This is a genomic window from Azospirillum agricola (assembly GCF_020005195.1).
GTDB classification, from domain to species: Bacteria; Pseudomonadota; Alphaproteobacteria; order Azospirillales; family Azospirillaceae; genus Azospirillum; species Azospirillum agricola.
Window position 1 is genome coordinate 755,366 of sequence record NZ_JAIFZR010000005.1, and the last position, 12,765, is coordinate 768,130.

The window sequence follows — 12,765 nt, forward strand, 5'->3', positions numbered from 1 at the left end:
GGCGTCCCGCACCGAAGGGCTGTGGAGCCGCGGCAATTCGGCTATGGTGCGGAATCCTTGGAGTTCCAGCCGATTCCGGAGCCGCCCGCGATGACCGACACGCCCGCCCCCACGCTGCTCGACGCGGCCCGCCTGTTCCGGGCCAACGATCTTGCCGGCGCCGAGGCGATCTGCCAGACGGTGCTGGCGACCGACCCGCACAACGCCCAGGGGCTGCATCTGCTGGGGCTGATCGCCGCCCACACCGGCCACGCCGACGACGCGCTCTCCCTCTTCGCCCAGGCCATCGCCGAGCAGGGCAGCGACCCGTCCTTCCACAACAGCCGGGGCAGCCTGCTCTTCCAGCTCGGCCGCGCGGCGGAAGCCGAGGAGGCCTTCCGCGCCGGCCTGTCGATCAACGCCGGCTTCCCGGAGCTGCACGGCAACCTCGGCAACGCGCTGAAGGCGCTGGGCCGGCTGGAGGAGGCGGCGGAGAGCTTCCGCGCCGCGCTCGACCTCAAGCCGGGCGCGCCGGAGATGCATCATTTCCTGGCATCCACCCTGCGCGAGCTGGGCGAGCTGGAGACGGCGGAAACCCATCTGCGCACCGCGCTCGACCTCGCCCCCGACTATCTGGAGGTGCACTACACCCTGGCCGAGCTGCTCGCCACCCGCGGCCGGCTGGAGGAGGCGGAAACCGCCTTCCGCACCGTGCTGGCCGCCGCCCCGCGCTTCGTGCCGGCGCAGGTCGGTCTGGCCCATGTGCTGCAAAGCCTCGACCGCGCCGCCGACGCCATCGAGGCGATCGAGGCGGCGCGCGAACAGGCCCCCGACCACCCGCTGGTCCAGTTCACCCGCCGGCTGATCTACTCCAACGCGGTGCCCGGCTGGCACCTGCCGATGATCAACGATTTCGAGCGCAACGACGCCTACAAGCACTCGCTGGAGCGCGCGGTGAAACCGGACTCCCTCGTGCTGGAGATCGGCACCGGGTCGGGCATCGTCGCCATGATGGCGGCCCGCGCCGGGGCGCGAAAGGTCGTGACCTGCGAGGTCAACCCGATCCTGGCCCGCGTCGCCAAGGAGACCGTCGCCAACAACGGCTACGCCGACCGCGTCACCGTGGTGCCGCGCCTGTCGACCCAGCTCACCGTCGGCGAGGGCGGCGACCTGCCGGAGAAGGCCGACGTCTTCGTGTCGGAACTGATCAACATCGGCATGCTGGCGCCGCGCATGCTCTCGGTGCTGCAACACGCCCGCACCCATCTGGTGAAGCCGGGCGGCGCCATCATCCCGCGTGCCTCCACCGTCTACGCCATGCTGATCGAGACGCCGGAGCTGGCCCGCATCAACCCGGTCAAGCGCATCGACGGCTTCGACATGTCGAGTTTCGACGTCTTCCGCTCCCCCGGCTACCAGCAGATCGACCTCGGGGCCGACGCCCACAGCGCGCTGTCCGAGCCCTTCACCGCGCTGGATTTCGACTTCACCCGCAACATGCCGGAGGAAGGCGAACGCGAGATCGACGTCACCGTCACGCAGGCCGGCACCTGCCACGGCGTCGCTTTCTGGTTCGACCTCTTCATGGACGAGGAGGTCGTCTACAAGTCGGAGAGCCAAGCACGCACCAACCACTGGAAGCAGGCGATGACCTTCCTCGACGTGCCGATTCCGGTGCAGCCCGGCGACACGCTGCGGGTCGTCGCCCGCTACGACAACAACCAGATCTCCTTCGGGATCGGCGGATGAGGCCGTTCGGCGGGGAGCCCCCGGTCGACCGGCGCGCCGTCGCCTCCTGGTGCCTCTACGACTGGGCGAACTCCGCCTACAACACCATCATCACCACCTTCGTCTTCTCGGTCTATTTCGCGCGCGGCGTAGTCGGCGATCCGGTCGCCGGAACCTCGCGCTGGAGCGTGGCGATGACCGTCGCCGGGATCGCCATCGCCCTGCTCAGCCCGGTGCTGGGCGCCATCGCCGACCGCAGCGGCCGGCGCAAGCCGTGGATGGCGCTGTTCACCGGCATCACCGTGCTGCTGAGCGCGGCACTCTGGTGGGTGGAGCCCGACCCGTCCTTCGCGCTGTTCGCGCTGGTCTGCGTCGTCGTCGCCACCGTGTCCTTCGAGCTGGCCAACGTCTTCTACAACGCCACCCTGCCCGGCCTGGTGCCGGCGCGGCTGCTCGGCCGGGTGTCCGGCTGGGGCTGGGGGATCGGCTATTTCGGCGGGCTGGTCTGCCTCGTCGTCGCGCTGTTCGGCTTCGTGAAGGCCGAGGCGCCGCTGTTCGGGCTGCTCGGCGCCGCCTGGGACGATTGGGGGCCGCAGGCCAACATCCGCGCCACGGCGCTTCTGGTGGCGGTGTGGTACGGGCTGTTCGCCCTGCCCTATTTCCTGTGGGTGCCGGACGAGCCGTCGAGCGGGCGGCCGCTGGGGCAGGCGGTACGCGAGGGCATCGGCATGCTGGGCCGCACGCTGCGCGAGGCGCGGCGCTACAAGCAGACCGTCCGCTTCCTGGTCGCCAGCGCCTTCTACCGCGACGGCATCAACACCATCACCGCCTTCGGCGGCATCTTCGCCGCCGGCAGCTTCGGCATGGGCTTCGAGGAGATCGTCATCTTCGCCATCGCGCTCAACGTGGTGGCGGGGGCCGGCGCGATCGGCTTCGCCTGGATGGACGACCGGGCCGGGGCCAAGCCGGTGATCCTGCTGGCGCTGCTCGGCATGACCGCCTTCGGCGTGCCGTTGCTGCTGGCGACCGACAAGCTGTGGTTCTGGGTGCTGGCGCTCGGGCTCGGCGCCTTCTTCGGGCCGGCGCAGGCGGCGGGGCGGTCGATGATGGCGCGCCTCGCCCCGCCGGGCATGACCACCGAGATGTTCGGGCTCTACGGCCTGACCGGGCGCTTCGTCGGCTTCTTCGGACCGCTGCTGTTCGGGCTGGCGACCGAGGCCTTCGCCAGCCAGCGCGCCGGGATGGGAACGGTCCTGGTTTTCTTCGTGGTCGGGTTCGTGCTTATGATGGGGGTGCGCGAACCGGACCGGTCGCGTCAGAACGCCGCAGCCTGAGAGCTTTCCAGGCCGGATCCTGTTACCCTCGCGGTTGTTGCACTGCACAATTTCGAGGCCGAGAGGCACGAGCCATGCTGCACATCAAGGACATCGAAGCGTTCGCCCGCATCAACGAGGCGTTGAACGAGAAGGCGGAGAAGGATTCGCCCGGCGGGGAAGCCGCGTCATCGGAAGAGGCGGAGGCGGCCCGCCTGCGAAGACTGGCCACGCTGCCGCTGCTGCCCTGGGGCCGCTTCGCCCGCAAGCGCTGACGAACCGGTGAACAACCAAATAATCCCTCTCCCGGGGCGGGAGAGGGTTTAGGGACCGGAAACGACCGATCAGTGCCGGAAGTGGCGCATCCCGGTCAGCACCATCGCCAGCCCCTTCTCGTCCGCCGCCGCGATGACGTCGGCGTCGCGGATCGAGCCGCCCGGCTGGATCACCGCCGTGACGCCGGCTTCCGCCGCCGCCAGCAGGCCGTCGGCGAAGGGGAAGAAGGCGTCCGACGCCACCACCGAGCCCTTGGTCAGCGGCTCGGCCAGACCGGCGGCCTTGGCGGCCTCGGCCGACTTGATGGCGGCGATGCGGGCGCTGTCGACGCGGCTCATCTGGCCGGCGCCGACGCCGACCGTGGCGCCGTTCTTGGCGTAGACGATGGCGTTCGACTTGACGTGCTTGGCGACGCGGAAGGCGAAGAGCAGGTCGGCCAGCTCCTGCTCGGTCGGCGCGCGCTTGGTGACGACCTTCAGCTCGGCCGGGTTGACGCGGCCGGAATCGCGGTTCTGCAACAGGAAGCCGCCCGACAGCTGCTTGACCATCATGCCGGCGTCGGCCGGGTTCGGCACGTCCTTGGTCAGCAGAACGCGCAGGTTCTTCTTGGTCGCCAGCAGGGCGCGGGCCGCGTCGTCGGCGTCCGGGGCGATCACCACCTCGGCGAACAGCTTGGAAATCTCCTCGGCCGTCGCGGCGTCGAGCGAACGGTTCACCGCGATGATGCCGCCGAAGGCGCTGACCGGGTCGCACAGCAGGGCCGAACGGTAGGCGTCGAGCAGGCTGGTGCCCTGGGCGACGCCGCAGGGGTTGGCGTGCTTGATGATGGCGACGGCCGGCTGCTCGAACTCGGCGACCAGCTCGAAGGCGGCGTCGGTGTCGTTCAGGTTGTTGTAGGACAACTCCTTGCCCTGGAGCTGGACGGCGGTCGCGACACCGGGGCGCTGGTCGCCGGTGACGTAGAAGGCGGCCTGCTGGTGCGGGTTCTCGCCGTAGCGCAGGGTCTGCGCCAGCGAGCCCGACAGGGTGACGCGCGGCGGGAAGGTCTCGTCCAGCTCGCCGGCCAGCCAGGTGGAGATGGCGGCGTCGTAGGCGGCGGTGCGGGCGTAGGCGCGCTGGGCCAGCTTGCGGCGCAGCCCCAGCGTGACGCAGCCGTCGTGGGTCGCCAGTTCGTCCATCACCGCCTCATAGTCCGACGGCTCGGTGACGATGGTGACGAAGTCGTGGTTCTTGGCGGCGGCGCGGATCATCGCCGGCCCGCCGATGTCGATGTTCTCGACGCAGTCGTCGTAGTCGGCGCCCTTGGCGACCGTCGCCTCGAAGGGGTAGAGGTTGACGACGACCAGATCGATCGGCGGGATGTCGTGCTGCGCCATCGCGTCGGCGTGGATGTCGCGGCGGGCCAGGATGCCGCCATGGACGCGCGGGTGCAGCGTCTTGACGCGGCCGTCCATGATCTCCGGGAAGCCGGTGTGGTCGGAGACCTCCTTGACCGGCACGCCGGCCTCGGCGAGGCGCTGGGCCGAACCGCCGGTCGACAGGATCTCGACGCCCTTGGCGGCCAGCGCCTGCCCCAGCGCCACCAGACCGGTCTTGTCGGACACGGAAATCAGCGCGCGGGCGATGCGGACCTTGTCGGGGGCGGGGGCGTGGTTGGCTTTCGGCGGGCTCATGGCGTGATCCTGATCGGGTTTGCGTTGTCCAGACGCGGAAAGCCCGAAGGACACGGATGAACAGGATGAAGAAAAGCACGGACGGACACGGATCAAAAATTCATCTGTGTTTATCTGTGTTCATCTGTGTCAGATCCTGCTTTTCCGAACAGAGATTCGACACAGATGAACACAGATAAACACAGATAGAAAAATCCGTGTCCGTCCGTGCCCAATCCGTGTTCATCCGTGTCCCAAACCCCACTCACGGAAGCAAGCGGGTCCGGCCACCGCGGATGGGCGGGATTTACGCCGCCTTGCGTTCGCGGCGCAAGGCCCATTTCACCGTGATGCCCTCGGGTCCGCTATGCCCCTGCATCACGATCTGGCTGGTCCGGCGCGGCTCGTCGCCGCTGCCCATGTAGATGCTCTCGGCCAGTTCCAGCACCGCCCCGGTCGCCCGCATCCGCCAGACGTTGCCGCTGGGCAGCCGCAGTTCGACCTGCGCGCCGCCCTGGATCAGGGCCGGCTGCACCTGCGGGTGCAGGTGGAAGCGGATGGCGAAGGGCTGGCCGGTCGGGGTGGCGCCGATCACCGGCTCCAGCGTGTCCTCGCCGCGCAGATCCTCGCCGTTGTCGGCGAGATAGACCCGCCGCCGGTGCAGGAAGCCGAAGCCCTTGCTGTAGCCGTTGTGGGTGGCGACGACCAGCACGGCGCCGTCCGATTCCTGGCGCTCGCAGCCGACATGCGACGGGCGGCGGCCGAGCCCGCCGTTTTCCAGCACCTCGGCCGAGTTGGTGTCGGCGATCACCACCGTCGAATGCGCCGCCGAGCCGGCCAGCGCCGCGCGCCAGCGCCCGCGCTGCGACGGGTGGCTGCCGCAATTGACGATCAGCCGCTCCTTGCCGACGGAGACCTCCATCGAGAGGATCCCGGCGTGGGCGGTGCGGTCGAGCCCCGGAGCCGGCGGCGCCCCGGTGTCGAGCAGGGCCAGCGTCCGCCCGGCGATCAGCCGCTCGAAGCCGGTGTGCGGCGCGCTCTTCAGCGGGCGGCCGCGGGCGTCGGCCTGGGCCAGCACGGTGTCGACCAGCCCGGCCTCCTCCTCGCGCCCGCCGTTGAACAGGGCGAGCCCGCCGTCGGCGTGGCGGAAGAAGCGCAGCGCCGGGGTCATCCGGTCGATGGCGTGCTGGAGCGATTCCGGCACCTCGGCGCGGGCGACTCGCAGGACGGCGCGCATGTCGATCAGGTCGCGCAGCACCCGCAGCTGGACCGAGGGGTTGCGCTCGACATGGCCGCCGTCGGGCAGGATCTGGCGGGGCAGCTCGCGGTCGAGCAGGCGCAGCGCCTCGTAGCCGGCCTTCTCGTGGTCGGGCAGGCAGAAGCCGCCATAGACCAGCCCCTTGAGCGCCACCACCAGCCGCTCGCCGTCGAGCGCGCCGGGCAGCACGCGGCCGAGATGGCGGACCTGCCGGGCGAGATTCTCGAAGACCCGCGCGCGGAACTCGTCGTCGGCCGAGGCGCAGTAGAAATCATGCAGCCCGATCCAGTTGGCGACCCGAGCGCCCAGGATGTCGGGCGCCCAGCTCTGGGCGTTCCAGCCGCCGTTGTGGTCGAGCCAGGACCAGACCAGCACGCGGGCGCGCCGCCGCGCCATATCGCCGCCGACCGCCCGCAGGTCGCGCATCCAGTCGAAGCCGTGCAGCGCCCGCAGCCAGCCGGCGCTGGCGCCGGGCAGGCGCCAGTTCGGCTCGCCGATGGGATCGACGGCGACCGCCTGCCCGGCGAAGCGCAGCACCCCGGCGAGGATGGCGGAGCCGTCGCCGGCGTCGCCCGGCCAGGGATCGGGCGGGATGACCGCCAGGGCGCCCGGCGCCCGGCCGCCCAGCATCAGCGCGTAGAGCGGGTTCCCATAGGCGAGCCGGGCCATCCCGTCGCGCAGCCGTCCGAAACCGTCACCCATCGCCCGGACTCCTTCAGGACCGCGGACGGCGGGACGGGCCGGCGGGCGACAAAATGACGATGCGGGGGAGCGCAGGCGAAAGCATGACTGTTGTCGTATCAATTCACCGCCGCCACCGCAAGACGATGACGTCTTATTCGGGCCGTCGTCGCAGCCGTGCCACAAAGAAACCATCGATGCCGCCGAGATCGGCGAGCATGCCGGGCAGCGAGCGGACCTCGCCCTTCTCGTTGATCGGTTCCGACAACCCACCCAGCTCGGCGGGCGTCACCGGCCAGCGCTCGACCCGCCCGTCGCGGGCCAGCAGGCGGGAGATCTGCGCCTCGCCCTCCTCCGGCTGGATCGAGCAGGTGCAGTAGACCAGCGTGCCGCCCGGCTTGACCAGATCGACCGCGCGGGCCAGCAGGCGGCCCTGCGCCTTGGCCAGCTTGGCGATGTCGTCGGGCGTCTTGACGCGCAGGATGTCGGGGTGGCGGCGCACCGCCCCGGTCGCCGAGCAGGGCGCGTCGAGCAGCACCGCGTCGGCCGGGCCGCCCTCCGGCTCCCAGGTGGCGGCGTCGGTGGCGACCAGCTCGGCCTCCAGCCGCAGGCGCTTGAGGTTCTCGGTCACCCGCTCCAGCCGCTTGGCCGAACGGTCGAGCGCGGTGACGCTCGCCCCCTGCGCCACGAGCTGCGCGGTTTTGCCGCCGGGCGCGGCGCAGAGATCGAACACCCGCTTGCCGCGCAGGTCGCCGAACAGCTTGGCCGGCAGCGAGGCGGCCAGATCCTGCACCCACCAGGCGCCCTCGTCGAAGCCCGGCAGCTCGGTGACGGAGCCGCCCGAGGCGCGGCGCAGCGAGCCGGTCGGCAGCAGGGCCGCCTCCAGCCGCTCGGCCCAGCCGGCCGGGTCGTCCTTCACCGTGAGGTCGAGCGGCGCCTCGTGCAGATGCGCCTCGACGATGCCGCGCGCCTTGGCCGTGCCGTAGGCGGTGCGCCAGGACAGCCACATCCAGTCCGGCGTGTTCAGCCGGCCGGCGTCCTGCTGGGCGGCCAGCGCCGGCCCCTCGCGCCCGATGCGGCGCAGCACGGCGTTGATCAGCCCCTTGTAGGGGGCGGCGTTGCGCGCGGCGGCCAGTTCCACCGCCGTGTCGACGGCGGCGTGGGCGGGGGTGTTGAGGAAGACGAGCTGCGCCGTTCCCAGCCGCAGCATGTCGTGGATCGCCGCCTTGGGCAGGCCCGGCTTGGCAAGGCAGGCCTGGATCAGCTCGTCGATCTGGCCCAGCCGGCGCAGCACGGTGGCGACCAGCAGGCGGACGAAGCCGCGGTCGCGCGGCTCCAGCCCGGCGAGGTCGGGGTGCGCGTCGAACGCGTCGTCGAAGGGAACGGACTTGCGCAGCACGTCGCGCAGCAAGTCGAGCGCGACGCCGCGGGCGGCGAGGGTGGTGTCGGTCATTCCGTTGATCTAGCGCGCCCGGCGGCGGGAGTCGATGGCGCAATCATCCTCTTCCGCCCCGTGGCAACGCTTGCCACGGGGCGGAAGAGGGAATGTTCAGCCGATCGGCACGCCGTCGATGGTCAACGAACCGTCCGCGGCCCCAACCTGGACCGTCTGGCCGTCCTTGACGCGGCCCTCCAGGATCATCGTCGCCAGCGGGTTCTGCAACGACCGCTGGATCACCCGCTTCAGCGGGCGCGCGCCATAGACCGGGTCGTAGCCGGCATCGGCCAGCCATTGCGTCGCCGCCTCGTCCACCGCCAGGGTGATGTCGCGCTCGGCGAGCATCTTCGTCAGGCGGCCGAGCTGGATGGTGACGATCCCGCCCATGTGCCGGCGGTCGAGCCGGTGGAACAGCAGGATCTCGTCCAGGCGGTTCAGGAACTCCGGCCGGAAATGGGCACGGACCGCCTCCATCACCTCGTCGCGGACGGCGGCGCTGTCCTGGCCCTCCGGCTGGTCGGCCAAGGCCTGCGAGCCGAGATTCGAGGTCATGATGATGACCACGTTGCGGAAATCCACCGTCCGCCCCTGCCCGTCGGTCAGCCGCCCGTCGTCGAGCACCTGGAGCAGCACGTTGAAGACGTCCGGGTGGGCCTTTTCCACCTCGTCGAACAGCACGACCTGATAGGGCCGGCGGCGCACCGCCTCGGTCAGCGCCCCGCCCTCCTCATAGCCGACATAGCCGGGAGGCGCGCCGATCATGCGGGCGACCGAGTGCTTCTCCATGTATTCCGACATGTCGAGCCGGACCATGGCGGTCTCGTCGTCGAACAGGAACTCGGCCAGCGCCTTGGTCAGCTCGGTCTTGCCGACGCCGGTCGGACCCAGGAACAGGAAGGAGCCGATCGGCCGGTTCGGGTCCTGCAAGCCCGCGCGCGCCCGGCGCACCGCGTTGGACACGGCGACGATGGCCTCCTCCTGGCCGATGACCCGGCCGCGCAGGCGGCTTTCCATCGCCAGCAGCTTCTCGCGCTCGCCGGCCAGCATCTTGTCGACCGGCACGCCGGTCCAGCGGCTGACGACGCCGGCGATGTCGCTCTCGCGCACCTCCTCGTTCAGCATGCGGTTGGCGGCGTGCTCCTCGGCGGCCTTCAGCGCGGTCTCCAGGCCGGGGATGACCCCGTAGGCCAGTTCGCCGGCGCGGCCCCAATTGCCGTCGCGCTGCGCCGCCTCCAGCTCGGTGCGGGCCTTCTCCAGGTCCTCCTTGATCTTCTGCGCGCCCTGGAGCTGGTCCTTCTCGGCTTGCCACTTGGCGGTCAGCGCGGCGGATTCCTGCTCCAGATCGGCCAGCTCGCGCTCCAGGTTGCCGAGACGGTCCCTGGAGCCCTGGTCGGACTCGCGCTTCAGCGCCTCGCGCTCGATCTTGAGCTGGATGATTCGGCGGTCCAGCTCGTCGATGGTCTCCGGCTTGCTGTCCACCGCCATGCGCAGGCGGCTGGCCGCCTCGTCGATCAGGTCGATGGCCTTGTCGGGCAGGAAGCGGTCGGTGATGTAGCGGTTGGACAGGGTGGCCGCCGCGACGATGGCGGCGTCGGTGATGCGCACGGCGTGGTGGAGTTCGTAGCGCTCCTTCAGGCCGCGCAGGATGGAGATGGTGTCCTCCACCGTCGGCTCCGGCACGAAGACCGGCTGGAAGCGCCGGGCGAGTGCAGCGTCCTTCTCGATGTGCTTGCGGTACTCGTCGAGCGTGGTGGCGCCGACGCAATGCAGCTCGCCGCGCGCCAGCGCCGGCTTCAGCATGTTCGAGGCGTCCATGGCGCCGTCGGCCTTGCCGGCGCCGACCAGCGTGTGCAGCTCGTCGATGAAGACGACGATCTCGCCGGCGGCGGCCTGGATCTCCGACAGGACGGCCTTCAGCCGCTCCTCGAACTCGCCACGGTACTTGGCGCCGGCCACCAGCGCGCCGAGGTCGAGCGACAGCAGCTTCTTGTTCTTCAGCCCCTCCGGCACGTCGCCCTTGACGATGCGCTGGGCCAGCCCCTCGACGATGGCGGTCTTGCCGACGCCGGGCTCGCCGATCAGCACCGGGTTGTTCTTGGTGCGGCGCGCCAGCACCTGGATCGTGCGGCGGATCTCCTCGTCGCGGCCGATGACCGGGTCGAGCTTGCCCTCGCGCGCCGACGCGGTCAGGTCGCGCGCGTATTTCTTCAGCGCGTCATAGCCCTGCTCGGCGCTCGCCGTGTCGGCGGTGCGGCCCTTGCGGACGTCGTTGATGGCGCTGTTGAGCCCCTGCGGGGTGACGCCGGCCGCCTTCAGCAGCCGGGCCGAGGGCGTGCCGTCGGCCATGGCGAGCGCCAGCAGGATGCGCTCGGCGGTGACGAAGCTGTCGCCGGCCTTCTGCGCGATCGTCTCGGCCTCGCCGAAGACGCGCGACAGTTCGGGGGAGAGGTAGAGCTGCCCGGCGCCGCTGCCCTCGACCTTCGGCTGCTTGTCCAGCTCGGCGTCGACGGAGGCGAGCGCCATCGCCGGGTCGCCGCCGGCGGCGCGGATCAGGTTGGCGGCCAGCCCCTCCTTGTCGTCGAGCAGGGTCTTCAGCAGATGCTCGGGCGTCAGGCGCTGGTGGCCCCGACGCGTGGCGAGGGTCTGCGCGGCCTGGACGAAGCCGCGGCTGCGCTCGGTGTATTTCTCGAAATCCATGGCGTGCTCCCTTATCTCCGCCGACCGTCCGCGAGGCAGCCCGGTCGTACCGATCCACATGAAACGTGCGATCCGCAAGGATGCTGCCAAAGATGTAGGCAGCGGCCGACGCCATGCAAGACCATCGGCCACACGGGGGCTTGCGGGGGCCAGACCGGCCGAAGGAGGTAGCCGACGCCGGCGCTTTCCCGCCGGATTCCCGGCCGATCGGATCACTTACGCGCCGCCGACGCCGGCGCTAGACTGCGCGGCGGTCACATCAGGGAACGGCAAGGGACGGGAGTTCATGACGGCCATCGCCACCCCCCGCAAGACGGCCCGCGACGCGGCCGACCCGGCGGCCACAGCGTCGGCCGCCAAGCCGGCGCCGCGCCCGCTGCTCGCCGCCCTGCTGCGGCTCGCCTGGATCGGCCGTGGGCTGTGGCACCGGGTCGCGCGGCCGCTGACCATGGGGGTGCGCGCCCTCATCCTCGACGAATCCGACCCGACCGCCGCCCGGATCCTGCTGATCCGCCACAGCTACGTCGGCGGCTGGCACATGCCCGGCGGCGGCGTCGGCAAGGGCGAGACGCTGGCCGAGGCCATGCGCCGCGAGGTGCGGGAGGAGGTCGGGCTGAGGGTGGAGGGCGAGACGCCGCCGTTGGGAATCTACGCCCGCTTCCGCAACGGGGCGAGCGACCATGTGACGGTCTTCGTCGTGCGCGGCTGGAGCGGCACGCCGAAAGCCGACGGGGTGGAGATCGTCGAGGCGCGCTTCTTTGCCGTCGACCGGCTGCCCGCCGACCTGAGTCCGGCGACCCGCCGCCGGCTGGAGGAGTTCCTCGGCGGCAAGCCGCCCGCCGCACGCTGGTAGCGCGGTTCCGGACGGGGTGGGGTCGCCCGCCGGACCGGCGCGTTGGGCGGAGCGGCCGGACCGCCCATCGGACCGGTTGACAGAGCCGATCCCACCCACTCATTGTGCAGTGCAATGAACCCCACCGTCGCCGCCATTCGCCGCCACCCCGTGAAGGGGCTGAGCGGCCAAGAGCTGACCGCCGCCGATCTGGCTCCCGGCCGGCCTCTTCCGCTCGACCGCCGTTACGGGCTGCTGCATGGGCCGGCCGCCCTGGACACGGACGCGAAGGGATGGCGCCCGCCGTCCGATTTCTTCACGCTGGACCGCACCGGGAAGCTGGCGCTGCTCGACACCGAGTTCGACGAGGCGACCCACTCGCTGATCGTCCGGCGCGGCGGGCGGCAGGTGTCGCGCGGAAGGCTCGACCAGCCGATGGGCCGCACCCTGCTGGAGCAGTTCTTCGCCGCCTATCTGGCCGGCACCGTGCCCGGCATGCCGCGTCTGGTCGAAACGGCGCCCGGCGGCGCCTTCGGCGACAGCGAGGAACCGTCGCTGGTCCTGCTGAATCTCGCCAGCCTGCGCGACCTGGAGGAACGGATCGCCAAGCAGCCGGTCGATCCGCGCCGCTTCCGGGCCAATCTGCTGATCGACGGGCTGAATCCGTGGGTGGAACGGTCCTGGATCGGAACGACGCTCGCGGTCGGTGGCGCGACGCTGACCATCGTCGAGGCGATCGAGTGCCGACCGGCCTACGACGTCAATCCCGCCAGCGGAGCGACCGATCTCAATCTGCTGCCGCTCATGGAGCGCGGCTATGGCCACACGCAGATCGCGCTGCGCGCCCGCGTCGTCCACGGCGGCCGGATCGCCGTCGGCGATCCGGTGTCACCGGAACAGGCGGGGTAAAG

General features: G+C 70.8%; 9 protein-coding genes. 5 read left to right on the plus strand and 4 right to left on the minus strand.

Annotated elements, in window-relative coordinates:
• Window positions 1-90 precede the first annotated feature (90 nt).
• The 3 genes from JN22_RS18525 to JN22_RS18535 all read left to right on the plus strand — a co-directional run bounded on the left by JN22_RS18525 (window position 91) and on the right by JN22_RS18535 (window position 3,295).
• Window positions 91-1,728, plus strand: coding sequence for a tetratricopeptide repeat protein (locus tag JN22_RS18525; protein WP_085557230.1), 1,638 nt, complete (start codon window positions 91-93; stop codon window positions 1,726-1,728).
• The gene (locus JN22_RS18530; protein WP_396022004.1) at window positions 1,614-3,041 is read left to right on the plus strand and encodes an MFS transporter; all 1,428 of its coding nucleotides are present in this window, start codon (window positions 1,614-1,616) and stop codon (window positions 3,039-3,041) included. Before JN22_RS18525 ends, JN22_RS18530 begins: the two co-directional genes overlap by 115 nt.
• A 74-nt stretch (window positions 3,042-3,115) precedes the next feature.
• Entirely contained in the window at window positions 3,116-3,295 is a 180-nt protein-coding gene (locus JN22_RS18535; RefSeq protein WP_085555356.1) for a hypothetical protein, read from the plus strand.
• A gap of 69 nt (window positions 3,296-3,364) precedes the next feature.
• Here JN22_RS18535 and purH read toward each other — a convergent pair whose 3' ends face one another.
• The 4 genes from purH to clpB form a co-directional block, all read right to left on the minus strand.
• Window positions 3,365-4,969 (minus strand): bifunctional phosphoribosylaminoimidazolecarboxamide formyltransferase/IMP cyclohydrolase, encoded by a 1,605-nt coding sequence (gene purH, locus JN22_RS18540; protein WP_085555357.1) that lies wholly within the window; start codon window positions 4,967-4,969, stop codon window positions 3,365-3,367.
• Between the two features lie 286 nt (window positions 4,970-5,255).
• Window positions 5,256-6,908, minus strand: a complete 1,653-nt coding sequence (locus JN22_RS18545; protein ID WP_085555358.1) for a heparinase II/III family protein — start codon at window positions 6,906-6,908, stop codon at window positions 5,256-5,258.
• Window positions 6,909-7,041: 133 nt separating this feature from the next.
• Window positions 7,042-8,340: an RsmB/NOP family class I SAM-dependent RNA methyltransferase gene (locus JN22_RS18550; RefSeq protein ID WP_085555359.1), complete on the minus strand. Its 1,299-nt coding sequence runs from the start codon at window positions 8,338-8,340 to the stop codon at window positions 7,042-7,044.
• A gap of 96 nt (window positions 8,341-8,436) precedes the next feature.
• Window positions 8,437-11,022, minus strand: coding sequence for an ATP-dependent chaperone ClpB (gene clpB / locus JN22_RS18555; protein WP_085555360.1), 2,586 nt, complete (start codon window positions 11,020-11,022; stop codon window positions 8,437-8,439).
• A 286-nt stretch (window positions 11,023-11,308) separates the two neighbouring features.
• Here clpB and JN22_RS18560 point away from each other — a divergent pair, with 286 nt between their 5' ends.
• Together JN22_RS18560 and JN22_RS18565 are read left to right on the plus strand one after the other, a co-directional pair.
• Entirely contained in the window at window positions 11,309-11,875 is a 567-nt protein-coding gene (locus JN22_RS18560; protein ID WP_085555361.1) for an NUDIX domain-containing protein, read from the plus strand.
• A 114-nt stretch (window positions 11,876-11,989) separates the two neighbouring features.
• A complete protein-coding gene (locus JN22_RS18565) occupies window positions 11,990-12,763 on the plus strand; it encodes an MOSC domain-containing protein (RefSeq protein ID WP_085555362.1) in 774 nt (257 codons plus the stop codon).
• Window positions 12,764-12,765 lie beyond the last annotated feature (2 nt).